Raw genomic sequence first — 25768 nt, 5'->3', positions numbered from 1 at the left:
CCGAACACGGAAGTTAAGCGTCTCAGCGCCGAAAGTAGTTGGGGGATCTCCCCCTGTGAGGATAGGACGTTGCCAGGCAACAACGCAGAAAACGATCAAGCATACGCTTGATCGTTTTTTTCATATTTAATAGTTTAGGAGGAATAATCGATGGCTCCTTCTCGAGAAAACCCTTTTACGTTTCTGGAAATGTTAGAACAACATGTGCGTGAACACCGCGTTTCTTTTCATGTACCGGGTCATCATAATGGGACTGTGATAGATGACACATTACCAAGTGCGTTCGCGAAAGTTATGCCATATGATCTGACTGAGTTGGCACACTTAGATGATTTGCATGACGCCTCAGGAATCATCAAACAGGCTGAAACCGCTTTGGGTATGTTGTACGAAAGTAAAAGCAAATGGCTAGTCAATGGATCAACAGTCGGGAACTGGAGTATGCTTGCTGCAACGGTACAGCGCGGCGAACGAGTATATGTACAACGAAACTCACATAAATCGGTATGGAATGCGATTGAATGGCTAGGACTAGAACCGATATTATTAATGCCCACCATTGAACGAGGTACCGGTATTCCAACGACTGTAACCTTAGATACCATCAAACAGGCCATACTAGAATTTCCCGGAGGACGCGCCGTCATGTTGACGTCTCCTACATATTATGGAGATATGGCAGATATTCGAGCGATTTCTGATTATTTATCGCCGAAAGATATTCCCTTACTTGTCGATGAGGCGCATGGTGCGCATTTAATTCATCCAAAGTTACCACGTCGTTCTGCCATCTTTGAAGGCGCAAGCGCGGTTGTGCAATCTGCACATAAAACGTTACCTGCCTTCACGATGGGAGCTTGGGTTCATTATAAAGAAGATATCGACGAAAATCGTTTAAAACATGCACTGTCATCCTTTCAAACGTCAAGTCCTTCTTATCTTATTATGGCTTCATTGGATTATGCACGTTCTTATTTAGAGACATTGACTGATGAGGCATGGTCCTCCATACAAAAAAGTCATGCGCAGTTTGTTCTTGAATTGAAACGTTCCGGTTTTGTCGTAAAAGTAGGAGATGACTTTACGAAAGTGACCATCATGACTTATCCGAAGAATGGATTGATTTTTAGTCAACATCTCGCCTCGATTGGAATAGATATTGAATTAGCGGCAGTTGATCATGTGTTATTCTGTTTACCATTAAGGGAAATAAAGAAACAGGAAATTGAGCATTGGCTGAAATTGATTAAGAAAGCCGCTACTCATGTACCCATCATCGATGACGATGAGACCATCTTTCCATTCCCTCAATCACAATGTGTATCTGAACTACATCCGGTGAAAGAGTATGCACGAATTCAGCGGGTATCTTTTGAGCAGGCGATTGGATTGATTGCGGCAGAAACGGTGATTCCATATCCACCCGGGATCCCTTGGATTTTAAAAGGAGAACAAATCACAGAAGAGAAAGTTCGTGTACTCTCCGATTGGATTTCTTTAGGGAGGAAGCTTCAAGCGAGTAAGCATGTTATGATAGAGCAAATTGATGTTATTGTAGAGGAGTTTTAAAACGTGAGCGGAATGTTTATTACAGTTGAAGGACCCGATGGTTCAGGAAAATCCACACAACTTCAATTATTAATAGAGAGGCTGAAGGAAAAAGGGTATGACATTGTCGTAACCCGTGAACCGGGAGGAACAACGGTTGGGAATCAGATTCGTGAAGTTCTGTTGTCTCCAGATCATCATGAGATGACGCCGCGAGTCGAGATGATGCTTTATGCCGCTTCACGGGCACAAAATGTGGAACAAGTGATTCGTCCAGCATTAGAACGAGGGGCGATTGTCCTTTGTGATCGATTTATCGATGCCTCTATCGCCTACCAAGGATACGGATTACAATATGACCTTGATCAGATCCGGTCACTAAATGAATGGGCAACCAATGGTTTGACGCCCGATTTAACATTCTTATTTGATTTGAGTCCAGAGCGAGCGAGCCAACGCATGAAAGACCGGGGACAGCTAGATCGAATTGAAAGTCGTGATCAAGCATTCCACGAGCGTGTTTATGCAGGATTCCAAGCATTACTCAAACAGTATCCAGAACGGATCGTTCGAATCGATGCTGACCAACCGATTGAAACGATCCATGACGAGGTACTCGACTATACAGTAGAAAGATTAGAACAAGGAGGCACACAATCATGATGAAAATGGTAATTGCAATCGTACATGATAAGGATAGCGCACGTTTGTCTGACGCACTTGTCGAACAAGATTTTCGTGCAACAAAATTAGCCACAACGGGTGGGTTTTTGAAAGAGGGCAATACGACGTTTATGATGGGGATTCCGCAAGAACGTCTTGATGATTTGATGAATGTGATTCAATCAAACTGCTCGAGCCGTGACCAAATGATTACGCCGATCTCACCAATGGGTGGACATGCCGATTCTTATATCCCTTATCCAGTGGAAGTACAGGTCGGAGGGGCGACGGTATTCGTCTTACCGATTGAAGGATTCCATCAGTTTTAATGGGAGTTGGACATATGCGTTTTCAAGAATTGAGCGAGTCGCAAACAGTGGTTTCTCGCATCATTCAAAATTCAATCGTTTCGAATAAAGTAGGTCACGCGTATATCTTTTCCGGAGATTATGAACCCTATTTAATTGAAACGGCCACACTGTTTGCAAAAGCTTTGTTTTGTGAGTCGCCACAGGGGGCAGAACCTTGTGGCGTATGTCGAAACTGTCGACGTATGGATTCCAAGAACATCGTCGACTACATTGAAGTGGAGCCGGACGGTGCAAGTATTAAAAAAGAACAGATTCAGCAATTGCTCAGTGATTTATCACTACGAGGCGCTGAAGGTGACCGCCAAGTGTATGTCATTCATCAAGCGCACAAGATGACGACACAAGCGGCGAATAGCTTATTGAAGTTCTTTGAAGAACCGGGAGTAGGCAAGCTTGCTATTTTAGTGACGACTCAGCCTCAGTTACTGCTTCCAACAATTCGGTCGCGTGCTCAACAACTTGCGTTTCGTCCAATCGATCGTAGGCAGTTGGCACAAGCGATGTCTGAAGAGTTGTCTTGTACGTATGATTTGGCATACCTCGCCCTAACGGTTTATCCGAAATGGGACGATGCGAAAGAAGCGCTCGAACAGGAGTGGTTTGTACAGGCATACGGGCTAGTGGTACAATTAATTGAAGTATTGACGAAACGACCTCAAGAGTTGCTCTTATTCGCACAAGAAAAATGGTTAGGGCATTTTAAAGGACGAAATGAGTTACGAGTTGGCCTGGAATTATTCGAACATTGGTTAGAGGAGGCACTTCATTTAAAAGTGCGAGAATCGTATACTCCGAAGCTGTTTACGAATGAGGCTGTCTTGTATCATGCATTCATCCAAAATCGATCTGTCTCGAAGCTTACACATGCGATTGAAAGTGTGCATGCAGCGATTCGACGACTCGAGGCAAACGTCAATCCTCAATTAACGTTCGAACGACTTTCGTTCGATTTGCAGAAAGGATAGAAGCGCGTGCTTGAAGTAGTTGGAGTCCGTTTTAAAGAAGCGGGAAAAATCTATTACTTTTCACCAGGCGATGCAACGCTAAAACGTGGGGACCATGTCATCGTTGAAACGGTACGTGGTATTGAATACGGGGAAGTCGTTCAAACCGATAAGCAACTCGGTGAAGACGAAGTCGTCATGCCGTTGAAAACAATCCTCCGCGTCGCGGATCAAAAGGATGCGGATATCGTACGCGATAATCGACTGGCAGCCGTCGATGCTCATGCCGTCTGTGAAGAAAAAATTCGAGAACATCAGTTAGAAATGAAACTAGTTGATGTTGAGTATACATTTGATCGCAATAAAGTGATCTTTTATTTTACTGCCGAAGGTCGCGTCGACTTTCGAGAACTGGTAAAGGATTTGGCCAGTGTGTTTCGTACACGAATCGAGCTCCGACAAATCGGCGTTCGTGACGAAGCGAAGCTTCTTAGCGGGATTGGACCATGCGGTCGAGTTCTTTGTTGCTCGTCATTTCTTGGGGAATTCGAACCGGTCTCCATCAAAATGGCCAAAGATCAGAATCTCTCATTAAATCCGAACAAGATTTCTGGAGTATGTGGTCGTCTGATGTGCTGTTTAAAATATGAGAATGACACATATGAAGAACTGAAACGAGATTTACCAGACGTCGGCAAGCGAATCAAAATTCCAGAAGGTGATGGTCGGGTAATCGGTCTGAATATATTAGACCAGCTCATTCAGGTCGAGCTTCACGATCGGACGCGCGTCGTCACATATACGATTGATGAACTCGTTGAAGTGGGCGCGATTAAACGAAAACCGTCAAAACAGTGATGGGGTGCTGAGCAGTGGAAAGAATGGATAAAAAAGAAGTGATGATGCGTGTAGACGCGATTGAGCAACAGATGCAACTTTTAACGGAGCATTTAGGTGTGCTGAAAGAACAGCTTGCGTACTTGCTTGAAGAAAATCAGCATATGTATCTAGAGAATCATCACTTACGCGAAAAAGTCGAACAATTAGCAGAAGTTGATACGACAAATGGTGATTCACAAATCGCATTGTCTGGAAAAGGGCAGAACAATTTAGCTGCTCTGTATCAAGAAGGATTCCATATTTGTAACCTCCATTACGGACAGGTACGAAAAGATGGGGACTGTCTCTTCTGTTTGTCGATGCTCAATAAACATTAATACGGGGCGATAGATAGGGGTTCCCTATCCGTCGCCTTTCTTTTATAGAAGGAGGAAACGATGGTAACGGTTAAGGATGGAGAACGCCTTGATGATTTACTCGGACGTCCAGGTAAAATCATTCAAAGTGATGATGTGTTCTCATTTTCATTAGATGCGGTACTGCTTGCAGAGTTTGTGTGGGTACCGATTCAAAAAGGACAGCTGGTTGATTTGTGTGCCGGTACCGGGGCAATTCCGCTCTTTTTATCGTATCGTACAAAAGGAACGATTACGGGTGTCGAAATTCAATCAAAACTGGTCGATATGGCGAATCGAAGCATGGCGGTTAATCGTCTTGAAGAAAGAATTCGAGTAGTAGAAGGGGACGTCAAAACGGCAGCGACGCAGCTCGGGCATGCGCGATATGACGTGGTCACATGTAACCCACCTTACTTTTTGGCGAATGAGACCTCGCTACGGAATCAAAATGAGCATCATACGATTGCCCGACATGAAGTATTATGCACGTTAGAAGATTGTATTAAAACGGCAAGCCAACTCGTCAAACCAGGAGGAAAGGTGGCGTTCGTGCATCGGCCAGAACGCTTACTCGATATCTTAAGCTTGATGCGTGCGTATCGGATTGAACCGAAACGAATGCAACTCGTCTATCCAAAAGCGGGACGTGAGGCGAATACTTTATTAATCGAGGGATCGAAAGATGGAAAAGCAGGTCTTAAAATTTTACCACCATTTGTTGTCTATGAAGAAGACGATACGTATACGGAAGCGATGCGAGCCATACTCGATGCCTAAGCACTATACCTACATCGTGGAATGTCGTGATGGAACGTACTATACGGGTTATACAACGAATGTGGAAAAACGACTCCTGGCCCATAATGCGGGGAAAGGCGCAAAATACACGAAAGTACGACTTCCGGTAGAACTTCGGTACGTGCAGTCGTTCGATACGAAACGGGAGGCCATGCAATACGAGTGGTCCATCAAGCAATTGACTCGTGCACAAAAAGAGAAGTTGATGGAGGGGACGACCAATGAATTCACAAAAGAGCTACCAAACTGAACAACCGACACTGTTTGTCGTACCGACACCGATTGGAAATCTAGAGGATATGACGTATCGCGCGGTACGGACGCTTCAGGAAGTCGATTTAATCGCAGCGGAAGATACGCGCCAAACGATGAAATTATGTCGCCACTTTGACATTCCAACAAAATTGATTAGCTATCATGAACATAATAAAGAAGTGAGCGGACCAAGACTGATTGAAGACCTGTTGTCAGGGAAGTCGATTGCAGTCGTATCGGATGCTGGGATGCCAGGGATCTCGGACCCAGGAAGCGACCTCGTTCGATTGGCGATTGAAGCCAACGTCCCGGTCGTCGTCTTACCCGGTGCGAATGCAGCACTCACGGCACTCGTTGCATCGGGTCTTGCGACAGAGCGTTTTCTCTATTACGGTTTCTTACCACGTAAGAAGAAAGATCGCGTTGAGGTCCTCGAATCGATTCAATACGAACCGGGTACCGTCATATTCTATGAGGCGCCACATCGTTTGAAAGAGATGTTGACAGCGATTCGACAAGTGCTTGGGAATCGACAAATCGTATTGGGTCGTGAACTGACGAAAACGTTTGAAGAGTTTTTGAGAGGTAGCGTGGATGAGGCGTTGACGTGGTGTGAAGGCGAAGTACGAGGCGAGTTTGTCGTCTTGGTGAGCGGAGCGACAGAGTCTGCACCGACGACGACGTGGTGGGAAGCACTTTCTGCATATGAACATGTCGTTCATTATATCGAAGAGGGATTAAAACCAAACGCGGCAATCAAGCAGACGGCGAAAGACCGTGGCGAGTCTCGAAATGATGTATATGATGCGTACCATCAACTACATAAAAAAGAGTAAGCAAGGAAATCCTTGCTTACTCTTCGCTGTAGTAGTTTTCGAGCATGTTCTTCAATTCAACGAGAACACGTTGTGCACCTTCTGGTGACAAGATGAGTTTGCCATCTGCCAATTTGAAGTTATCATCTGATACTTCACCTGTAACTTGGCAAGTCATGTTTGGCTTATATTTTTTCAAAACGATTTGATCGTTGTCGACGTAGATCTCGAGTGCATCTTTCTCTGCAATTCCGAGTGTACGGCGTAATTCGATTGGAATAACGACACGACCAAGCTCATCAACCTTACGTACGATACCTGTAGATTTCATTTGTGTTTCCTCCTCCAATGGTGTCGAAATCTCGTGGTGACATGAATCGTCAAAATTCGACAATGTGACTACAGCAAAAAGCATACTAAACTTTCCAATTGCAGTCAACTGCTTACTATCTGGAAAAGTAATTTTTCGAAAATTGTTGAATAAGGAACGATATATACCTAAATTTCCCCGATAGTTTGAACTTGAAACAAAGAAAGGGTATTTTTGGAACATTTATGACGGAGAATACGCAAAAAAATTCCAAACAATTAGGTTTGGAAATTCTTTTGTCGAACCGTGTATAATGAGAATTGCATATGTCGAAAGGATGGAGAATAAATCATGGCGAAGCCGACTTTTTATATTACAACCCCAATTTATTATCCGAGTGCGAAATTGCATATCGGTCACGCATATACCACGGTAGCAGGTGATGCGGTTGCGCGCTACAAACGCTTAAAAGGCTTTGACGTTCGTTACTTGACGGGAACGGATGAACACGGTCAAAAGATTCAAGAAAAAGCGAAAGAAGCAGGCGTGACGCCACAAGCTTTCGTTGATGAAGTGGTGGAAGAGATCAAGGTCTTATGGGACCGTCTCGAAATCTCGTACGATGACTACATCCGTACGACAGAGGATCGCCATAAGAAAGTCGTCGAGCATATTTTTGAGACGTTACTTAAGAACGGGGATATCTACCTCGGTGAGTATGAAGGATGGTATTCTGTACCGGACGAGACATACTACACAGAATCGCAACTCGTCGATGGAAAAAGTCCTGACAGCGGACATCCGGTCGAACTCGTTCGTGAAGAGTGCTATTTCTTCCGTCTCAGCAAATACGCGGACCGCTTGATTGAATATTTTGAGTCACATCCTGATTTTATCTTGCCGGAATCACGTAAAACTGAAATGATTAATAACTTCTTGAAGCCGGGTCTTCAAGACTTGGCTGTATCGCGCACGACGTTTGATTGGGGCGTACAAGTCCCATCGAACCCGAAACACGTCGTATACGTATGGGTCGATGCACTCACGAACTATATCTCATCACTCGGTTACGGGACAGATAACGATGAACTCTTCAATCGCTATTGGCCGGCCGATGTCCATTTAGTAGGAAAAGAAATTGTTCGTTTCCATACGATTATTTGGCCAGCGCTCCTCATGGCGCTCGATCTACCATTGCCGAAGCAAGTGTTTGCACACGGTTGGTTACTTATGAAGGATGGAAAGATGTCGAAATCGAAAGGGAACGTCGTGGATCCGATCCCATTGATTGACCGTTACGGACTCGACTCAGTTCGTTACTACCTTCTCCGTGAAGTTCCGTTCGGGGCGGATGGCACATTCACGCCGGAAGCGTTCGTCGATCGTTTGAACTTTGATTTAGCGAACGACCTTGGGAACTTATTGAATCGCACTGTTGCGATGATTAAGAAGTACTTTGATGGAAACATTCCGGCATATAACGGGAATGTCACGGCGTTTGATGCAGAACTATTGAACGTGGTGAAAGAAACAACACGCAAAACAGAAGAAGCCATGGAACACATGGAGTTTTCGGTCGCCCTCACAAATATTTGGCAACTTGTCAGTCGTGCGAATAAATATATCGACGAGACGCAGCCATGGGTTCTCGTGAAAGAGGAGTCGAAACGTGAAGAATTAGCTTCTGTCATGACACACCTCGCAGGCGTGCTTCGTCATGTCGCCATTATGATTCAACCGTTCATGACACGTGCCCCGAAAGAGATGTTCCGTCAACTCGGACTTGAGGGAGAAGACATGTCTTGGGAGGCGTTGGATACGTTCGCAGACTTCAACAACGCGGTCGTGACGGACGGAACACCAATCTTCCCGCGCCGTGATGTGAAAGAAGAAGTGGATGCAATCCAAGAAATGATGCGTCAGGCTTCTAAAGCACGGATTGAGGAAACGGAGATGACATCAGTAGAAGAAGTAGATGAAGACGTTCGTCCTGAAATCACAATTGATGTCTTCGACCAGGTCGAATTCCGTGTCGGTCAAATCATAGAAGCCGACAAGATTAAAAAAGCGAAGAAACTGTTGAAGCTACAAGTCGACCTTGGGAAAGAGACACGTCAAATCGTGTCTGGTATCGCGGAATGGTATGCCCCTGAAGATTTGGTTGGCAAAAAAGTCATCGTTGTCGCAAACTTGAAACCGGTCAAACTCCGTGGAGAACTCTCGCAAGGGATGATTTTAGCGGCAGATCGTGACGGAAAGCTAGAACTCGCGACGGTCTCTGACCAGATGCCGAACGGTGCCATCGTCAAATAATGAAATGGGGGAGACTATGGTCTCCCTCTCTTTTTCTAAGGAGGAAATAAGATGTTGATTGATACACATACGCACATCAATGCGGAACAATTCAACGAAGATGTAGAAGAGACAATCGAGCGGGCAAGAGAAGCCGGCGTTTCCCCGCTACTTGTCGTTGGATTTGATACACCAACAATCGATCGAGCCATCGAATTGGCCGAGTCTCACGACGACATCTATGCCATCGTCGGATGGCATCCTGTCGATGCGATCGACTGTACGGATGCAGACTTAGCGCGAATCGAGGATCTCATGAGTCATCCTAAAGTGATGGCACTCGGCGAAATCGGTCTTGACTATCATTGGGACAAATCACCGAAAGATGTGCAACAGCACCTCTTCCGTCAACAGATTGCCATCGCCAAACGGACGAATATGCCAATCGTCATTCATAACCGAGAAGCAACGGCAGATGTCCTTGATATTTTAGAAGAAGAGCATGCCGAGGAAGTCGGTGGCGTGTTCCATAGTTACAGCATGTCTGTGGAACTATTGCCTCGTTGCTTAGACTTGAACTTTTATATTTCGTTAGGAGGACCGGTCACATTCAAAAATGCGAAGGTTCCGAAGGCGGTGGCGCAAGAGGTACCACTTGATCGCCTACTTGTCGAGACCGACTGCCCATATTTGACCCCGACACCGTTCCGTGGAAAGCGTAATGAGCCGGCATACGTCAAATATGTAGCTGAAGAGATCGCCGCCCTCCGTGACATACCGTATGAGGAATTAGCAGAGGCGACGACAACCAACGCGAAGACGTTGTTCCGACTCCCATGATCAAACGTGTATTAGCGAGTATCGGCGTGATTGCAACGGCCTCTGTGGCGTATGTGATGTTGCAACCTGAAACCATCAAGGTCATCGATGACGGCGTCGTCATCGAGCATGAGACACGAGCCGACTCGGTTCTCGAGATACTTGATGAATTGAACATCACATTGGACGAGGCAGACTATGTCACACCTGCGCTTAGCGAAGATGTCCCGGATGACCATTTGATTCGAATCGAGCGTTCGCACGAAGTTTCGCTTCAGATCGGCTATGGACAAACCGAAACGGTTCAAACACGTGAGCGGACCGTTGAGGACGTGCTGTTGCGTTACGGGGTCACCGTACGGGACGGAGACACGGTCTATCCGGCTGTACGGACACCGGTGACGAACGGGATGACGATACGTTATCAGCCGGTTGTCGCGGTGAACTTGATTGTCGGGCAAGAGGCGTTGACCATTTATACGATGGCGACAGATGTCGGACAATTATTAGCAGAAGAGAAAATTGATGTGTCGGAAAGTGATACGGTCATGCCGGCGACCTCGACACCGATTCGGGAAGGGTTGACGATTACGGTCAATACGAATCGTGATGTCGTTCAATATGAGAGTCGATTGATTCCGTTCGATGTGGTCGAAGAAGAGGACGATACGCTTGAAGAAGGTGTGAAACAAACGGTGCAAGTCGGGATTCCTGGACTTGAACGGACAAGGTATGCACTTACTGTGGAAAATGGTACAATTACAAATCGTACGAAAACGGAAGTCGAAACATTGCGGAAAACGATGCCCCAAATCATCAAGGTAGGGACAAAGAAAGTGACGGAACCGGTAACGGAGCCTGAGTCGACAACCGCAAATGAATCGAGCCCATTCATTCCTGAAGCTGAAATCGAGATTGCTGAACCGCCGAAAACAGATGACGTACTGGATTTCTCATCTGCGAAGCAATTGCTTGTAGAGGCGACGGCCTATACGAATAATCCTGAAGATACCGTAACGTATAATGGTCGAGTGCTGACAAGAAGCGGATACGACGTGACAGATACGATTCTCTTTGAAGGGATGCGGATCATTGCGGTCGATCCTGCCATCATTCCACTCGGGACACGCGTATATGTCGAGGGAATTGGTATGGCGATTGCCTTAGATACAGGAAGCGCGATCAAAGGGCAAAAAATCGATATCATGATGGATGAAAAGGAAGAGGCCGTGACGTTCGGTCGCAAACCGCTCACCATCTGGGTGATTCCGAAGCAGGAAGAAGAGAAAGAAGGATCAGACAATGCGTGAGAAAATACAGGAAATTATTGTCGTTGAAGGGCGTGACGACACGGCACGACTTCAAGAAGTATTCGACGTCGATACGATTGAGACGAACGGCTCTGCCGTATCCGATCAAACGATTGAACGAATCCGTCGTGCCCAGGAAAAACGTGGAGTCATCATTTTGACCGATCCAGATTATCCAGGAGACCGTATTCGGGCAATAGTCGAGGAACGCGTCAAAGGATGTAAGCACGCCCACTTACCTCGTGCCGAGGCAAAGGACAAACGTGGAAAAATTGGTGTGGAACATGCGAGTCCAGAGTCACTTCGTCGTGTCTTAGGTGCAGTGTTTGAACCGCGTGTCGAAACGGACCGACCGATTGTCACGCGGAAAATGGTATTGGATGCGGATTTAATCGGTGGATCAGCGGCCGCAACGCGTCGGAAACGACTTGGGGTGTTGCTTCGTATTGGTGAGCCGAACGCTAAACAATTTGTAAAACGGGTCGAGGCGCTCGGCGTCACGATTGAAGAGTGGGAGCAGGCACTTGCTCAATTAGAGGAGGAACAGGGTTGAAAGATATTGCAACAATCCAACGAACGAAAGCGATTTTAGAGCGACATGGTTTTTCATTCAAAAAATCGCTCGGGCAAAACTTTTTAATCGATTTGAATATTTTAAGTAAGATTGTCGGGGCGGCAGAACTGAGTGAGGCGAGCGGTGTCCTTGAAATTGGTCCCGGGATCGGCTCATTGACCGAACAATCGGCCAAGCGTGCAAAAAAAGTCGTTGCGCTTGAAATTGACCAGCGCCTTTTGCCAATTTTAGACGATACGATGGCGCCCTATCCGCATGTGAAAGTCATCCATGGGGATGCGTTGGAATTAAACTTACGCGAAATTGTCGAACAGGAATTCTTAAATGAGGGCATTGAAGATATCTCGGTTGTCGCCAACTTACCTTACTATGTCACCACACCGATCATCATGCGTTTACTAGAGAGTGGTGTGCCATTCCGTTCGCTCGTCATGATGATTCAAAAAGAAGTGGCAGAGCGGATTGGGGCAAAACCTGGTACAAAAGCATATGGTTCCCTTTCGATTGCGATTCAATATTATGCGGAGGCAGAAGTGAGCTTTGTCGTGCCGAAAAGCGTGTTCATCCCAGCACCGAACGTTGATTCTGCTGTGATTACGCTACGAATGCGCAAAGAGCCAGCCGTACAAGTGAAAGACGAGGCATTTTTCTTTGACGTCGCACGTGCAAGCTTCGCACAGCGTCGTAAAACCATCTTAAACAACTTGACAAATTATATTGGGAAAGAGCGCAAAGTCGAACTTGAACGCATGCTCCACGAGGCGGGAATCGACCCGAAACGTCGCGGAGAGACGTTAAGCCTAGAAGAATTCGCACGTTTGTCTGACACAATTTTACCACTTAAAAATAGTTGACGACCTTAAAACGAGTCGTTATAATATTAAACTTTATTTTCATATTCAATTATGCTATACTTGTAACAGTGAGGTGAAGCGTATGCCAAAGACGTTACAAGAAATCAGACAGAAACTCGAATCGCATGTTGGTGAACGATTGACGTTGAAAGCAAACGGCGGTCGTAAGAAAGTCGTTACTCGGTTTGGAACGCTCGTTGAGACGTATCCTGCGGTGTTCGTTGTGAAATTAGATGAAGACCTGCACAATGTTGAACGTGTCTCGTATAGCTACGCTGATGTCCTAACGGATACAGTTAAAATTGAATTCGGCAATTGATTTATAAATGAGGGGCGGATGCATTGGCAGCTGCTTCTTTTTTTGTGCGCCCGTTTACGGTACAATGTCGAACAGGAGACAAATGGGAAGGGTGAACGTGATGCGCACGATCAGTGTGAAAGCGCCGGCAAAAATTAATTTGACGCTCGATGTCCTCGGGAAGCGTCAGGACGGCTATCATGAAGTAGAAATGGTAATGACGACAGTCGATTTAGCAGACCGTCTAGAGTTGACGGTTTTAGATTCGGATGAGATTCGGATTCAATCAGAGCACGCGTATGTACCGAATGACCATCGAAATTTGGCGTATCGGGCAGCCGAGTTGTTGCGCGATCGTTTTCATATTCAACAGGGAGTTGAGATTGTACTCGATAAACAAATCCCAGTGGCGGCGGGCCTTGCTGGAGGGTCGAGTGATGCAGCGGCAACCCTTCGTGGGATGAATGAATTATTTTCATTGAATTTGTCGTTAGAAGAGTTGGCAGAGCTCGGTGCGGAAATCGGCTCAGACGTTTCGTTTTGTGTCATCGGTGGGACTGCCATTGCTCGAGGGCGCGGGGAACAGTTAGAAATGATCCCGGCACCGCCACCATGTTATGTCGTACTCGGTAAACCGAAAATTGGGGTGTCGACTGCGGATGTGTATCGTGCAGTGCGTATGGACGAGGTACATCATCCGAATACAGGCGCTATGGTTGAAGCCATCCGTCAAAAGGATTTCCACGGAATTTGTGAAAACCTTGGGAACTCACTTGAGAGTGTAACGCTTAAACTACATCCTGAAGTAAAACAAATCAAAGAAACGATGCGTCATTGCGGGGCAGAAGGTGTTCTTATGAGCGGAAGCGGACCCACTGTATTTGCGCTCATTGAGCATGAGCAAAAAGCGCATCGCATTTATAATGGTCTAAAAGGATTTTGCCCGGAAGTGTTCGTCGTTCGGATTCTCGGCAAAAGACATTGAACAAAAACGAATGAAAGTGATATATTCTCAATAGAACATTCGTTTATTATTGAAGATGTGAAGGAGAATCCGTATGAAAATTCGTAGAAGTGGTCGTCTCGTCGATATGACCCGTTATTTACTTGATCATCCGCATCAGCTTGTCTCGTTGTCGATGTTTTCAAGTCGCTATAAAGCTGCAAAATCATCGATTAGTGAAGATTTAGTCATCGTCAGTGAAATGTTGTCCCATGATGGCATCGGAAAACTCGTGACTGTGCCGGGTGCGGCAGGTGGGGTGATGTTTATTCCAGGTTGGAGTAAAGAGAAATCACTTGAGATGATTGATACGCTTTGCGATCAACTATCAAAACCAGAGCGCCTCCTACCAGGGGGGTATCTGTATCTAACCGATGTGTTAGGTAACCCAAGTCAAGTAAAACCGATGGGGCAGGTCTTCGCATCTGTTTTCGCCGACCGAAAAGTTGATGTGGTCATGACCATTGCGACAAAAGGGATTCCAATCGCCTACGCTGTGGCTGAGCAATTAGGGGTTCCGTTTGTGATCGTTCGTTCGGATAGCCGTGTTACAGAAGGATCGACCGTCAGTATCAACTACGTATCAGGTTCATCGAAAGCGATCCGTACGATGGCGCTCGCACGTCGCAGTTTGCCACGCGGCGCGAACGTGCTCTTAATCGATGACTTCATGAAGGCCGGAGGAACGATCCGTGGAATGATGAGTCTCTTGAATGAATTTGAGGCGAATCTTGCGGGTGTCGGTGTCTTGATGGAAGCGGAAGGCGCTGAGAAGAAGATGGTGAGTGAGTACGTCAGCTTGATGAAATTGACAAACGTTGACCCGGACGAAGGGCTTGTCACCATTTCACGGGGGAATGTGGAACAATTCCTAAAATGATTGGCAAAATTTTGATTTCGTTTTATGATTAGAGGGTATACAGTTACCAATATATAATCATGACGTTCGTTTGAAACCAACTGAACCTTACAGAAGACCACACCATGGCGTAGACAACGATGAAAAGGGGATGCGAAACATGCAGATCACAGACGTAAAAATTCGCAAAGTCGCGACGGAAGGCAGAATGAAAGCGTTGGCCTCAATCACACTTGACCATGAATTCGTTGTACATGACCTTCGAATCATCGAAGGAAGTAGCGGTCTATTTGTCGCCATGCCGAGCAAACGGACACCAGAAGGTATTTTTCGGGATATCGCGCATCCGATTAACGGGGAGATGCGACAGAAGGTCGAAGCAGCTGTATTGGAAACCTATTCCAATATGAGCGCGGATGTCCTTGACCCACAACATATGTCGTATGGCACACATGAGTGACAAGAACAGCGGGTAGGGTGTCTTCCGCTGTTTTTTTGCGTTTCAATGGTTAAGGAACGGTACAGCTATTGAAACAAGGGCATGGTTTCGATATAGTAGAAACGGTGTAAATAGGATTTAGTTGTAACTATACAGACCAATCACAGCTGTTGTGAGATAGGAGCGAATCAAGAATGGAGCGTTTTGCAGTCATTTTGGCAGCAGGAAAAGGAACGCGAATGAAGTCAAAGCTTTATAAAGTACTTCATCCGGTTCTCGGAAAACCAATGGTCGAGCACGTTGTCGATCAGTTAGACCAAATCGGTGTCAGTCGTCAAATCGTAATCGTTGGCCATGGGGCGGAAGCGGTACAAGATACACTCGGCACACGAGTGGAATATGCAGTCCAAGAAGAACAACTTGGAACAGGGCATGCTGTTCAAATGGCAGAAGCAGAGCTTGCTGGTAAAGCCGGGGCGACACTTGTCGTCTGTGGAGATACACCGTTACTAACGGCAGAAACGTTGGAAGCCCTTCTCGCTCATCATGAAGCACAACAAGCGAAAGTTACAGTGCTGACTGCAATTGCAGACGACGCGACAGGATACGGTCGTGTCGTTCGTGGTGAAGATGGGAACGTGACGAAAGTCGTTGAGCATAAAGATGCTTCTGAGACAGAGCTTGCCATCCATGAAATCAATACGGGAACGTATGTGTTCGATAACGAGTTATTGTTCGACGCGCTCAAACAAGTCGGAAACAATAACGCGCAAGGCGAATACTACTTGCCTGACGTCATCTCGATTGCAAAAGAAGCGGGCGAAGTCGTCGCAGCGCATACAGCGCCAACGTTTGATGAGACAATCGGGGTCAATGACCGCGTTGCCTTGTCACAAGCGGAAGCAATCATGCGCAAACGTACGAACGAACGTCTCATGCGTGAAGGGGTCACATTCATGGACCCGGCATCGACATACATTTCTCCAGATGTGGTAATTGGTTCGGATACGATCATCTATCCGGGCACGGTCATCCTTGGGAAGACGATCATTGGTTCGGAATGTGTCATCGGACCGAACTCAGATATCCGCAACAGTGTGATTGAAGACCATGCCGTCGTGCGCCAGTCTGTCGTGACAGATAGCAAAATCGGTGAAGCGGCTCAGGTCGGACCGTTCGCTCACTTGCGTCAACAAGCTGTACTTGGTGCAAACACACGCATCGGCAACTTCGTTGAGATTAAAAAATCGTCGTTTGGCGATGGTGCGAAAGCTTCCCACTTGAGCTATATCGGGGATGCGTCAATCGGCGAACGTGTCAACTTAGGTTGTGGATCGATCACGGTGAACTATGACGGCAAGAACAAGTTCGAGACAGTCGTGGAAGACGATGCGTTCGTCGGCTGTAACGTCAACTTGATTGCCCCTGTAAAAGTCGGAAAAGGTGCGATTGTCGCAGCTGGATCGACGATTACGAACGATGTACCAGAAGAGGCGCTTGCGATTGCACGTGAACGCCAAACGAATAAAGAAGGCTATACAAAACGATAACTTGCTGCCAATCATTATGGAAAACGATGGAGGAGAATCCTAAACATGTCTACTGTATACGAACGAGAAATTCGTCTATTTAGCTTAAACTCGAACCGCCCGCTTGCTGAAGAAATCGCGAAAGAAATCGGTGTCCCGCTCAGCGATTGCCAAGTCAAACGTTTCAGCGACGGTGAACTCTATATCAACATCGAGGAAAGTGTTCGTGGAGATGATGTGTATGTCATCCAATCAACAAGCTCACCTGTAAACGAAACGCTCATGGAGTTACTCGTTATGATCGATGCACTGAAACGTGCTTCCGTCCGTACGATTAACATCGTGATGCCGTATTATGGGTACGCACGTCAAGACCGTAAAGCACGCTCACGTGAGCCGATTACAGCGAAACTTGTCGCTGACCTTTTGACGGTGGCAGGCGCGACACGTGTCATCACAATGGACTTGCATGCAGCGCAAATCCAAGGATTCTTCAATATTCCGGTTGACCAATTACTCGGTGTGCCGCTCATCTCGACTTACTTCGAAACAGAAGAGTTTCAAGCGAAAGATATCGTGGTCGTTTCTCCAGATCACGGTGGCGTGACACGCGCACGTAAATTGGCAGAACGTTTGAAAGCGCCGATTGCCATCATCGACAAGCGCCGCCCGAAAGCAAACGTCGCCGAAGTCATGAACATCGTCGGCAGTGTCGAAGGGAAAACAGCTATTCTGATCGACGACATCATCGATACAGCAGGTACGATCACACTTGCGGCGGATGCCATCGTCGAAGCAGGTGCGAAAGAAGTATATGCGTCTTGTACGCATCCAGTCCTTTCTGGTCCAGCGATGGAGCGTATCGACAATTCATCAATCAAAGAATTGGTTGTGTTAAATACAATCGATTTGACGGGTCGTCCATGCTCAAGCAAAATCAAGCAAATGTCGGTTGCCCATTTACTTGGGGAAGCGATCATGCGCGTCCACGAGCACAAATCGGTCAGTACTCTATTCGATTAAAAAAACGAGGCCCGGAGGCATTCGCCTTTGGGCTTTTTTGTTCAGGAGGTAATGATATGAAATGCATCGTCGGTCTCGGGAACCCCGGGAAAAAGTTTGAGATGACCAGACATAACGTTGGATTTTTGGCGATTGACCGTCTCGCCGAAAAGCATGGCATCTCGTTGAATGAAGCGAAGTTTAATGCCCTTATGGGAACGGGAAGAATCAATGGTGAGCGTGTTGTACTCGTGAAACCGTTGACGTACATGAATTTATCGGGTGAAGCCGTCCGTCCCATTTTAGATTATTATAAAATTGAGATTGACGATTTATTAGTGATTTATGACGATTTAGATATGGTGCCTGGTAAGCTTCGTTTCCGTCCGAAAGGGAGCGCGGGTGGTCATAATGGCATCAAATCACTCATCCAACATTTAGGAACGGCTGAATTCAAACGATTAAAGCTCGGAATCGGACGTCCACCACACCCGATCAAAGTTGTGGACTGGGTGTTGATGAACTATCGTAAAGACGAGTTGCCGGAATTGAACGAAACACTCGACCACGCCGTAACCGCAGCCACTGATTTTGTAGACACAGATTGGCTGGCGCTGATGAATCGATACAACTAAAGGGTCATTGCACCCTTTTTTGTCGTATGAGTTGGAGGAAAACAAATGAATGCTTTAGAAAGATTTATGGTGTCACTACCTGAAACGAATGTCATTCGTGAAAGACTTCAAAAAGTGGAACGTCAATTAGTGACGGGACTGACGACTAGCGCGAAAGCTCTCGTCCTCGCCGGACTTGTGAAATCGTCATCGAGACGTCTCGTCGTCGTGACACACAATATGTATCAAGCACAAAAAATGTTCGATCAACTGGAATCTCTCATTGGCCCGGACAAAACGCTCTTATATCCGATCGATGAAACGTTAGCTGGAGAATTGTCACTAACGTCCAGTCCTGAGCTGTTGGCAGCTCGCATCGATGCGCGTACCCGTCTCCTTGACCAAACAGGAGGCGTTGTTGTCGTTCCACTCGGTGGATTGCGACGCTATATGCCAAGTCCGAATGCGTGGCAGGATAGTCGTGTCATGTTGAAGCCGGGAAGTGATCTTGATTTAGCACACTTTTCGAAGCAATTGACGGGAATGGGGTATGAACGGACGGCGACAGTGACGACGCCTGGCGAATTTTCCGTACGAGGCAGTATTTTGGACGTCTACCCCCTCACGGAAGCACGTCCGTACCGGATCGACTTATTCGATACCGAAATCGACTCGATTTTTACGTTTGATGCGGAAACACAACGTTCACTCGGTGTAGTGGGAGAAGTGTGTATCACACCTGCGACCGAGTTTATCGCAACAGAGGAACAACTGAAACAAGCGGGAAGTGCGCTTCGGAAGCAATATGACCGAACGGTGGAATTGATTGAGAACGAAGTGATTCGACAAGCTCTTGAAGAAGGTGTTGTGACGGACATCGAACGGCTTGAGCGAGGCGATTTTCCAGATAAAGTCGGAAAATATTCGCCGATTCTCTATAAATCGACACTCCTTGATTATGTAGGTGATGAGGCTGTTTTGATTCTAGATGAAGTGGCGCGAATCGATGACGCGGCGGATGTACAGGACAGAGAAGAAGCGGAGTGGTTCTCTTCACTCATCGAAAAAGGAGAAGCCGTCAGCAATTACACGCTCGCCGTCCCGATGCATAAGGTGTTTCGTAGTTTGAAGCAAGTGGCGTTCTCGTTACTCCCGTCCCGTCGATCGGGCATTCCGGAGAGTGACACCGTCCATTTGAGCTGTCGTCCGCTACCGGCGTTCCACGGTCAGATGCATTTGTTGAAGCAGGAAGTCGAGCGATGGCAGCAAAATGATCAACGTATTGTCGTGCTTGCGGGCGATAAATCACGTGCCGATAAGATCGAAGCGTTGCTTTCCGACTACGGCATTGCCTCGACATTCACGAATGTCGATGGAGAATTAGAACCGAGACGTGTATCGGTCATCATCGGTCAAATCGAAGGGGGATTCGAACTGTCGACGAGCCGTCTCGTCGTCGTATCAGAAGAAGAGTTGTTCAAGCGTGTGACGAAACGAAAACGTCAGACGAAGAATTTGACGAACGCGGAACGAATCAAGAGTTACCAAGAACTGAAGCCGAACGATTATGTCGTTCACGTTCACCACGGAATCGGGAAGTATCTTGGGATTAAAACGATTGAGGTCGGCGGGATTCACCAAGATTACCTGCACCTCGTCTATGCGGGCGATGACGCCCTCTACGTGCCGGTCGACCAAATCGACCTCGTCCAAAAATATGTCGGTGCCGAAGGAAAAGAACCAAAGATTTATAAACTTGGCGGCACGGAATGGAAGAAAGTAAAATCAAAGGTTGCCAAATCGGTTGAAGACATTGCGGATGAACTCATTAAACTGTACGCGGCACGAGAGGCTTCGGTCGGGTTTGCATTTCCACCAGATGACGAAGAGATGGATCAGTTTGAATCATCCTTCCCTTATGCCGAAACAGAGGACCAGGTCCGTTCGATTGCAGAAATCAAGGCGGATATGGAACGCTCGCGTCCGATGGATCGCCTTTTATGTGGAGATGTCGGATACGGGAAGACGGAAGTGGCAATCCGGGCTGCGTTCAAAGCGGTGCTCGCCGGCAAACAAGTAGCCTTTCTTGTCCCGACGACCGTCCTCGCCCAACAGCATTATGAAACGATGCTCGAGCGGTTCAGCGAATTTCCAATCAACGTATCGGTCATGAGTCGTTTCCGTTCGAAGAGTGAGATGACTGCGACGAAGAAGGGTTTGAAAGAAGGTACCATTGACATCGTCGTTGGGACACACCGCGTGTTATCAAAAGACGTGACATTCGCCAACCTCGGTCTCGTCATCATCGATGAAGAACAACGGTTCGGCGTCAAACATAAAGAACGTCTAAAACAGTTGAAGACGAACATCGATGTCCTCACGTTGACGGCAACACCGATTCCACGGACACTGCATATGTCGATGATTGGAATTCGTGACTTATCCGTCTTAGAAACACCACCGGAGAATCGCTATCCTGTCCAAACATACGTTATGGAATATGACGGCATCGTCTTGCGTGAAGCGCTCGAGCGTGAACTCGCTCGCGGGGGACAGGCGTTCTTCCTCTATAATCGTGTCGAAGGAATCGAACGGAAAGCAGAAGAGATCCGGGCCTTACTGCCAGATGCACGAATTGCTACGGCGCACGGGCGCATGACGGAAAGTGAGCTCGAGAGCCAGTTGATCAGCTTCCTTGAAGGTGAGGCGGATATTTTAGTCTCAACGACAATTATCGAGACGGGAATCGACATTCCAAACGTCAACACCCTCATCGTTCATGATGCGGACAAGATGGGGCTGTCTCAGCTTTATCAACTCCGCGGTCGTGTCGGACGTTCGAATCGAATCGCCTATGCGTACTTCACATATCGGAAGGATAAGCGCTTGACGGAAGTGGCAGAAAGTCGTCTTCAGGCCATCAAAGAGTTCACGGAGCTTGGTAGCGGATTTAAGATTGCGATGCGCGACCTATCGATTCGCGGAGCGGGGAACTTGCTTGGTGCACAACAGTCCGGATTCATCGATTCGGTCGGTTTCGATTTGTACTCGCAAATGCTTTCTGAAGCCATCGAAGAACGGAAAGATCGAATGCGTGGACAAGCGAAACAAGTTGTCTTTAAACCGGAGATTACTTTCCAAGCGGATGCCTATATTCCGGATGACTACTTGTCAGATAGTGAATTGAAGATTGAAATGTATAAACGTTTCAAATACGTGGATACGCCGAGCGCGTTGTTCGCCCTTCAAGATGAACTGATTGAGCGATTTGGCGAATTTCCGGAACCGGTCGCACTTCTCATTCAATTGACACGTTTACGTATTTATGGAGAACTGGCAAAGGTGAGTCGAATCAAGCAGACACCAGGGCGTATCGAGATTGTCTTATCGAAGGAGTCGACGACAGCGCTAGATGTATCCTCCTTCATGGAATGGACGATGCCGCTCGGTCGCAAACTCGGGGTCGGTCAAGAAGATGGTGCCTTGAAACTATCACTCAGCGGTCGGATGCCGCTAACAGAGCTCTTGAATGATGCCGATACTGTATTAGAAGAACTAATGAAGCGGTTGGTAGGCGATGCGGTCGCCAAGTAAGTTTGCGCAAGGCGTCGTTCTGTTCGCCCTTGCCGGCTACGTATCGAAACTGATCAGTTTCGCCTATCGTGTCCCGTATCAAAACTTAGCGGGGGACTTCGGGCTTTACGCCTATCAAACCGTCTATCCATTCGCTGCCATCGTGGCGTCACTTGGTATTTATGCGATGCCGGTCGTGATTGCGAAAATTGGTGTCGGTGCGAAAGGGACGAACCGAAAGTTGGAGGTGCTATGGGGAAGTTTTTACGCTCTGTTGTCATTATCCTCCCTTCTTGTCGTCACGGTATGGCTGTTCGCCCCGACTCTCGCGAAGTGGCTCGGAGATGAGCAGTTGGCTCCTGCGCTACGCGTGATTAGTTTGAGTTATTTACTCATGCCGGCGTCAGCCGTGTTGCGCGGCGCATTTCAATCGAGAGATGACTTGCGACCGAGCGCATGGTCACAAGTGCTCGAGAACTTTGTCCGCGTGACGGTCATGTTGACGCTTTTATGGGTCGGGGTTCGTCTTGGAAAAGATGCATATGTGCTCAGTCAATACGCATATGGTGCGACACTTATCGGCGGGATTGTGGCAATTGCCTTTTTAGTTTATCGCACGCAAGGGGTCCGGATTGTGAAAGTGCGAGGCACTACTTTTAAAAGTGGACTTCGCATCTTGCTGACGACAGGATTTGCGGTCGGATTCGCCTCGCTCGGAATTTTATGGATGCAACTGGTCGATTCCTTCACCATCGTTAATTTGATGGGGGGGACGTATGATGCAAAAGTGAGCAAAGGGGTGTTCGACCGAGGATATCCACTCGTTCAGTTTGCCATTCTGTTCACGACGACCATCGGGATGGCGAATGTACCAACGCTCGTCCGTCATTATCGAGCGGGACATCTACAAAAGACGACACAGGGACTTCGTTCGATGATTCGTGTGACGACGGCGATTGCTGGCGCGGCGACCATCGGATTGATGGGAGTTATGTTTTTCTTGAACGTGGCCCTGTTTGAAGACGAATCCGGGACGAGAGCCCTTGTCTTCTTAGCGACGAGCACGTTTGCCGCCTCCTTGGCGATTGCGAGTATGACCTGTTTGCAGGCGATTGACCGGGAATGGGTAGCGGCTCGTAGTATGGTCGTTGCGATTTTAGTGAAAAGTGCGGTAAACGCATGGCTCGTCCCGAGTTACGGAATTGAAGGCGCGGCAATCGGGACATCGATTGGATTTTTCGCTATGGCATTTTATAACTTTCGGGCGCTCGATCGCTCAATCCCGCTCGGCTCGTTTCGGTCGAAACACTATAAGTCACTATGGAAAGCGCTTGTTCCCATGCTGATTCTCGTTGCCGTGTTAAACTGGCTAGGTCAGGAATGGATTCATTCAAGAGTGGATGCCTTCGGATGGTTAATCGTTATGGTATGTAGCGGAGCTGTCCTCTATATATGGAGATTATCGAGCACACGAATGTTGTCAGTTTCTGAATGGGAGCTGATTCCGTTTGGCAGTCGTCTACTCGGTATGTTTGAAAAAAAGGAGAACTAATATGGGTTATACAATCACGGTGGTCGGACTCGGGTCCGGTGAGTTGAATCAATTACCGCTCGGGGTGTACCGCCATTTAAAACAGCAACCGCTCGTTTGGTTGCGCACGAAAGAACACCCGGTCGTTCAAGAGTTAGAGTCGGAGGGACTCGTATTCGAGTCATTTGATTCAATTTATGAATCGAGCGATACGTTTGAGGCGGTGTACAATCAAATTGTCGATACATTATTGAATAAAAGTGAAGAAATGGCCATTACGTATGCTGTACCGGGTCATCCGTTCGTTGCAGAACGCACGGTTGAGTTACTAGTAGAACGCGGAGCCGACCTTCATGTGCTCGGAGGACAAAGTTTCCTCGATGCTATGTTCCAGGCGCTTCGAATCGATCCGATCAATGGATTTCAACTGCTCGATGCGACTGCACTCGATCTTGAACGTTTGCAGGTGACTCAACATGTGCTCATCGGACAAGTGTACGATGGATTCGTGGCGGGAGATGTCAAAGTTCAACTGATGGAACGATATCCGGATGAACATCCTGTCACCCTTGTGACAGCTGCAGGCACGACACAGGAACGAATCGAGCACGTTCCGTTATTCGAGATGGACCGGATAGCGGAAGTGAATAACTTGACGACGCTCTATGTTCCGCCGCTCACTGATGAATCGTATTTAGCGAAGGATTTTGCGACACTCAAACAAATCATTGCCACACTACGTGGACCAGATGGTTGTCCGTGGGACCGTAAGCAAACACACGAATCTCTTCGCAAATATCTACTGGAGGAATCGTACGAGTTAATTGAAGCGATCAATGCAGAAGATGACGACGCAATCATAGAAGAACTCGGCGATGTGTTGCTACAAGTCATGTTGCATGCCCAAATCGGAGAGGATGAAGGCTATTTCGATATTCGTGACGTAATCGGTTCAATCAGTGAGAAGATGGTGCGCCGTCATCCGCATGTCTTTGGAGAAGTCACCGTTGAAAATGCCTCTGACGTTGTGAAAAACTGGAACACGATTAAACAAGCGGAAAAAGGGGAAAAGAAACAATCGCATCTCGATGGTGTTCTCATCGACCAACCTTCATTGATGCGAGCGGAGCAACTTCAAAAGAAAGCGGCTCACGTCGGATTTGAGTGGGATGATGTATCCGGTGCCTTCGAAAAACTTGAAGAAGAGTTGAAGGAGTGGCATGAAGAACTAAGCGATGAATCAGAGCTTGGGGACGTATTGTTCTCCATCGTGAACATCGCACGATATGTCGGGCTAAATGCCGAGCAAGCATTAGAACAGACGAACCGAAAGTTCAAACGTCGATTCGAGTACATGGAAGCGAAGGGTGACCTTCAACAGATGACACTTGAACAGATGGATGCGCTTTGGAACGAGGCAAAGGAGAAAGGTTTATGAGACTAGATAAGTTTTTAAAAGTGTCACGTCTAATCAAGCGACGTACGTTGGCAAAAGAAGTAGCGGATCAAGGACGGATTCAGTTGAACGGGCAGGTTGCCAAGGCGAGTACAGAAGTAAAAGTCGGAGATGAATTACAAATTCGCTTCGGGAATAAACTCGTCACAGTCGTCATTGACTCAATCGCAGAACACGCCCGTAAAGAAGATGCGAAGGAAATGTATCGTTTACTTAAAGAAGAGAAGATGGACGGTAGTATCAACACGTAAAAAAAAGTATACTTAGTGTATTAAGAGGAGGAGGATGAGGCGATGAACGGACGTAATCCGATGGATCGACAACGGCGCATTCGAGCGTTAGATGAGCGTAGAGAACAGCTGGAAAAAGATACACATCGTCGACGAGTTCATCTTCGACGTCGCTTGGCGGCAGCCTCACTTCTCTTTCTATTTGTCATGGTATTGATTGGACAGAGTTACTTCTCGAAAGTGGGATATGTATCGGATCAACAACAAGCTTATGCACAAGCGAAAGTGGAATTGCGGGAGCAACAAGCCGAACAGGACGAATTGAAAGAGCAAGCGGAACGTTTACAGGATGAGGATTATATCGCGAACTTGGCGCGAAACGAGCTCCTTTTCTCTAAAGATGGCGAGATTATTTTCTACTTCTCCCCTGAGGAATAAGTTGG

At 47.2% G+C, this 25768-nt stretch carries 27 protein-coding genes and 1 rRNA gene; 27 read left to right on the top strand and 1 reads right to left on the bottom strand.

The features are described from left to right. The 10 genes from rrf to rsmI all read left to right on the top strand — a co-directional run. Nucleotides 1-78: ribosomal RNA gene (rrf, locus tag KNO94_RS15490) — 5S ribosomal RNA — on the top strand; the annotation flags it as partial. Between the two features lie 72 nt (nt 79-150). Further along, complete coding sequence (locus KNO94_RS14800) at nt 151-1569, top strand: aminotransferase class I/II-fold pyridoxal phosphate-dependent enzyme (RefSeq protein ID WP_214743089.1); 1419 nt, start codon at nt 151-153, stop codon at nt 1567-1569. A 3-nt stretch (nt 1570-1572) separates the two neighbouring features. Continuing rightward, nucleotides 1573-2211: a dTMP kinase gene (gene tmk, locus KNO94_RS14795; RefSeq protein WP_214780923.1), complete on the top strand. Its 639-nt coding sequence runs from the start codon at nt 1573-1575 to the stop codon at nt 2209-2211. After that, on the top strand, nt 2211-2540 hold the full coding sequence (locus KNO94_RS14790) for a cyclic-di-AMP receptor (protein ID WP_214780929.1): 330 nt from the start codon (nt 2211-2213) through the stop codon (nt 2538-2540). Before tmk ends, KNO94_RS14790 begins: the two co-directional genes overlap by 1 nt. After that, the gene (locus KNO94_RS14785) at nt 2540-3547 is read left to right on the top strand and encodes a DNA polymerase III subunit delta' (RefSeq protein WP_353047873.1); all 1008 of its coding nucleotides are present in this window, start codon (nt 2540-2542) and stop codon (nt 3545-3547) included. Before KNO94_RS14790 ends, KNO94_RS14785 begins: the two co-directional genes overlap by 1 nt. Nucleotides 3548-3553: 6 nt before the next feature. Beyond that, nucleotides 3554-4384, top strand: a complete 831-nt coding sequence (locus tag KNO94_RS14780) for a PSP1 domain-containing protein (protein ID WP_214743092.1) — start codon at nt 3554-3556, stop codon at nt 4382-4384. Nucleotides 4385-4407: 23 nt separating this feature from the next. Beyond that, the gene (yabA, locus tag KNO94_RS14775) at nt 4408-4743 is read left to right on the top strand and encodes a DNA replication initiation control protein YabA (RefSeq protein WP_012727746.1); all 336 of its coding nucleotides are present in this window, start codon (nt 4408-4410) and stop codon (nt 4741-4743) included. Nucleotides 4744-4803: 60 nt separating this feature from the next. Continuing rightward, complete coding sequence (locus KNO94_RS14770) at nt 4804-5541, top strand: tRNA1(Val) (adenine(37)-N6)-methyltransferase (protein ID WP_214780919.1); 738 nt, start codon at nt 4804-4806, stop codon at nt 5539-5541. Next, nucleotides 5534-5812, top strand: coding sequence for a GIY-YIG nuclease family protein (locus KNO94_RS14765; RefSeq protein ID WP_214780917.1), 279 nt, complete (start codon nt 5534-5536; stop codon nt 5810-5812). The genes KNO94_RS14770 and KNO94_RS14765 overlap by 8 nt, the downstream gene beginning before the upstream one ends. Beyond that, a complete protein-coding gene (gene rsmI, locus KNO94_RS14760; protein ID WP_214780915.1) occupies nt 5784-6653 on the top strand; it encodes a 16S rRNA (cytidine(1402)-2'-O)-methyltransferase in 870 nt (289 codons plus the stop codon). Before KNO94_RS14765 ends, rsmI begins: the two co-directional genes overlap by 29 nt. A gap of 16 nt (nt 6654-6669) precedes the next feature. On the opposite strand, the gene KNO94_RS14755 is transcribed toward rsmI, so the two are convergent. After that, nucleotides 6670-6963: a transition state genes transcriptional regulator AbrB gene (locus tag KNO94_RS14755; RefSeq protein ID WP_012727742.1), complete on the bottom strand. Its 294-nt coding sequence runs from the start codon at nt 6961-6963 to the stop codon at nt 6670-6672. 330 nt (nt 6964-7293) lie between these two features. Here KNO94_RS14755 and metG point away from each other — a divergent pair, with 330 nt between their 5' ends. From metG to KNO94_RS14670, 17 genes are all read left to right on the top strand, one after another. After that, complete coding sequence (gene metG / locus KNO94_RS14750; RefSeq protein WP_214780913.1) at nt 7294-9255, top strand: methionine--tRNA ligase; 1962 nt, start codon at nt 7294-7296, stop codon at nt 9253-9255. A gap of 51 nt (nt 9256-9306) precedes the next feature. Beyond that, nucleotides 9307-10074 (top strand): TatD family hydrolase, encoded by a 768-nt coding sequence (locus tag KNO94_RS14745; protein ID WP_214780911.1) that lies wholly within the window; start codon nt 9307-9309, stop codon nt 10072-10074. After that, nucleotides 10071-11363: a 3D domain-containing protein gene (locus KNO94_RS14740; protein ID WP_214780909.1), complete on the top strand. Its 1293-nt coding sequence runs from the start codon at nt 10071-10073 to the stop codon at nt 11361-11363. Before KNO94_RS14745 ends, KNO94_RS14740 begins: the two co-directional genes overlap by 4 nt. Continuing rightward, nucleotides 11356-11916 carry a ribonuclease M5 gene (rnmV, locus tag KNO94_RS14735; RefSeq protein WP_214743098.1) on the top strand — a complete coding sequence of 187 codons (561 nt, stop codon included), beginning with the start codon at nt 11356-11358 and terminating at the stop codon, nt 11914-11916. The genes KNO94_RS14740 and rnmV overlap by 8 nt, the downstream gene beginning before the upstream one ends. After that, nucleotides 11913-12791 (top strand): 16S rRNA (adenine(1518)-N(6)/adenine(1519)-N(6))-dimethyltransferase RsmA, encoded by an 879-nt coding sequence (gene rsmA / locus KNO94_RS14730; protein ID WP_214780907.1) that lies wholly within the window; start codon nt 11913-11915, stop codon nt 12789-12791. The genes rnmV and rsmA overlap by 4 nt, the downstream gene beginning before the upstream one ends. Before the next feature lie 82 nt (nt 12792-12873). Further along, complete coding sequence (locus KNO94_RS14725; RefSeq protein WP_012727736.1) at nt 12874-13110, top strand: Veg family protein; 237 nt, start codon at nt 12874-12876, stop codon at nt 13108-13110. Between the two features lie 100 nt (nt 13111-13210). Further along, on the top strand, nt 13211-14074 hold the full coding sequence (ispE, locus tag KNO94_RS14720; protein WP_214780927.1) for a 4-(cytidine 5'-diphospho)-2-C-methyl-D-erythritol kinase: 864 nt from the start codon (nt 13211-13213) through the stop codon (nt 14072-14074). A 73-nt stretch (nt 14075-14147) separates the two neighbouring features. Next, on the top strand, nt 14148-14972 hold the full coding sequence (gene purR, locus KNO94_RS14715; RefSeq protein WP_214743101.1) for a pur operon repressor: 825 nt from the start codon (nt 14148-14150) through the stop codon (nt 14970-14972). 139 nt (nt 14973-15111) lie between these two features. After that, the gene (spoVG, locus tag KNO94_RS14710) at nt 15112-15411 is read left to right on the top strand and encodes a septation regulator SpoVG (RefSeq protein WP_214780905.1); all 300 of its coding nucleotides are present in this window, start codon (nt 15112-15114) and stop codon (nt 15409-15411) included. 173 nt (nt 15412-15584) lie between these two features. After that, the gene (gene glmU / locus KNO94_RS14705; RefSeq protein ID WP_214780896.1) at nt 15585-16940 is read left to right on the top strand and encodes a bifunctional UDP-N-acetylglucosamine diphosphorylase/glucosamine-1-phosphate N-acetyltransferase GlmU; all 1356 of its coding nucleotides are present in this window, start codon (nt 15585-15587) and stop codon (nt 16938-16940) included. Between the two features lie 45 nt (nt 16941-16985). Next, a complete protein-coding gene (locus KNO94_RS14700) occupies nt 16986-17942 on the top strand; it encodes a ribose-phosphate diphosphokinase (RefSeq protein ID WP_012727731.1) in 957 nt (318 codons plus the stop codon). Between the two features lie 56 nt (nt 17943-17998). Beyond that, the gene (gene pth / locus KNO94_RS14695) at nt 17999-18556 is read left to right on the top strand and encodes an aminoacyl-tRNA hydrolase (protein WP_214743104.1); all 558 of its coding nucleotides are present in this window, start codon (nt 17999-18001) and stop codon (nt 18554-18556) included. Nucleotides 18557-18601: 45 nt separating this feature from the next. Next, on the top strand, nt 18602-22129 hold the full coding sequence (gene mfd / locus KNO94_RS14690; RefSeq protein WP_214743105.1) for a transcription-repair coupling factor: 3528 nt from the start codon (nt 18602-18604) through the stop codon (nt 22127-22129). After that, nucleotides 22113-23660, top strand: coding sequence for a polysaccharide biosynthesis protein (locus KNO94_RS14685; protein WP_214780894.1), 1548 nt, complete (start codon nt 22113-22115; stop codon nt 23658-23660). The genes mfd and KNO94_RS14685 overlap by 17 nt, the downstream gene beginning before the upstream one ends. Before the next feature lies 1 nt (nt 23661). Further along, nucleotides 23662-25077: a bifunctional methyltransferase/pyrophosphohydrolase YabN gene (gene yabN / locus KNO94_RS14680; protein ID WP_214780892.1), complete on the top strand. Its 1416-nt coding sequence runs from the start codon at nt 23662-23664 to the stop codon at nt 25075-25077. After that, complete coding sequence (locus KNO94_RS14675) at nt 25074-25346, top strand: RNA-binding S4 domain-containing protein (protein ID WP_214743108.1); 273 nt, start codon at nt 25074-25076, stop codon at nt 25344-25346. The genes yabN and KNO94_RS14675 overlap by 4 nt, the downstream gene beginning before the upstream one ends. A gap of 42 nt (nt 25347-25388) precedes the next feature. Further along, entirely contained in the window at nt 25389-25763 is a 375-nt protein-coding gene (locus KNO94_RS14670; RefSeq protein ID WP_214743109.1) for an FtsB family cell division protein, read from the top strand. Nucleotides 25764-25768 lie beyond the last annotated feature (5 nt).

Origin of the sequence: Exiguobacterium sp. s22, assembly GCF_018617455.1 — a bacterium.
Lineage (GTDB): Bacteria > Bacillota > Bacilli > Exiguobacteriales > Exiguobacteriaceae > Exiguobacterium.
This window is presented reverse-complemented; position numbering and strand designations above follow the sequence as displayed.

Coding starts and splice junctions, on each gene's coding strand:
- KNO94_RS14675 (WP_214743108.1), top strand. CDS start 25,074: ATGAGACTAGATAAGTTTTTAAAAGTGTCACGTCTAATCAAGCGACGT.
- KNO94_RS14770 (WP_214780919.1), top strand. CDS start 4,804: ATGGTAACGGTTAAGGATGGAGAACGCCTTGATGATTTACTCGGACGT.
- KNO94_RS14765 (WP_214780917.1), top strand. CDS start 5,534: ATGCCTAAGCACTATACCTACATCGTGGAATGTCGTGATGGAACGTAC.
- rsmI (WP_214780915.1), top strand. CDS start 5,784: ATGAATTCACAAAAGAGCTACCAAACTGAACAACCGACACTGTTTGTC.
- KNO94_RS14670 (WP_214743109.1), top strand. CDS start 25,389: ATGAACGGACGTAATCCGATGGATCGACAACGGCGCATTCGAGCGTTA.
- ispE (WP_214780927.1), top strand. CDS start 13,211: ATGCGCACGATCAGTGTGAAAGCGCCGGCAAAAATTAATTTGACGCTC.
- KNO94_RS14700 (WP_012727731.1), top strand. CDS start 16,986: ATGTCTACTGTATACGAACGAGAAATTCGTCTATTTAGCTTAAACTCG.
- yabN (WP_214780892.1), top strand. CDS start 23,662: ATGGGTTATACAATCACGGTGGTCGGACTCGGGTCCGGTGAGTTGAAT.
- KNO94_RS14725 (WP_012727736.1), top strand. CDS start 12,874: ATGCCAAAGACGTTACAAGAAATCAGACAGAAACTCGAATCGCATGTT.
- KNO94_RS14800 (WP_214743089.1), top strand. CDS start 151: ATGGCTCCTTCTCGAGAAAACCCTTTTACGTTTCTGGAAATGTTAGAA.
- KNO94_RS14740 (WP_214780909.1), top strand. CDS start 10,071: ATGATCAAACGTGTATTAGCGAGTATCGGCGTGATTGCAACGGCCTCT.
- KNO94_RS14785 (WP_353047873.1), top strand. CDS start 2,540: ATGGGAGTTGGACATATGCGTTTTCAAGAATTGAGCGAGTCGCAAACA.
- metG (WP_214780913.1), top strand. CDS start 7,294: ATGGCGAAGCCGACTTTTTATATTACAACCCCAATTTATTATCCGAGT.
- spoVG (WP_214780905.1), top strand. CDS start 15,112: ATGCAGATCACAGACGTAAAAATTCGCAAAGTCGCGACGGAAGGCAGA.
- yabA (WP_012727746.1), top strand. CDS start 4,408: ATGGATAAAAAAGAAGTGATGATGCGTGTAGACGCGATTGAGCAACAG.
- glmU (WP_214780896.1), top strand. CDS start 15,585: ATGGAGCGTTTTGCAGTCATTTTGGCAGCAGGAAAAGGAACGCGAATG.
- KNO94_RS14685 (WP_214780894.1), top strand. CDS start 22,113: ATGCGGTCGCCAAGTAAGTTTGCGCAAGGCGTCGTTCTGTTCGCCCTT.
- pth (WP_214743104.1), top strand. CDS start 17,999: ATGAAATGCATCGTCGGTCTCGGGAACCCCGGGAAAAAGTTTGAGATG.
- rnmV (WP_214743098.1), top strand. CDS start 11,356: ATGCGTGAGAAAATACAGGAAATTATTGTCGTTGAAGGGCGTGACGAC.
- mfd (WP_214743105.1), top strand. CDS start 18,602: ATGAATGCTTTAGAAAGATTTATGGTGTCACTACCTGAAACGAATGTC.
- KNO94_RS14745 (WP_214780911.1), top strand. CDS start 9,307: ATGTTGATTGATACACATACGCACATCAATGCGGAACAATTCAACGAA.
- KNO94_RS14755 (WP_012727742.1), bottom strand. CDS start 6,963: ATGAAATCTACAGGTATCGTACGTAAGGTTGATGAGCTTGGTCGTGTC.
- purR (WP_214743101.1), top strand. CDS start 14,148: ATGAAAATTCGTAGAAGTGGTCGTCTCGTCGATATGACCCGTTATTTA.
- KNO94_RS14790 (WP_214780929.1), top strand. CDS start 2,211: ATGAAAATGGTAATTGCAATCGTACATGATAAGGATAGCGCACGTTTG.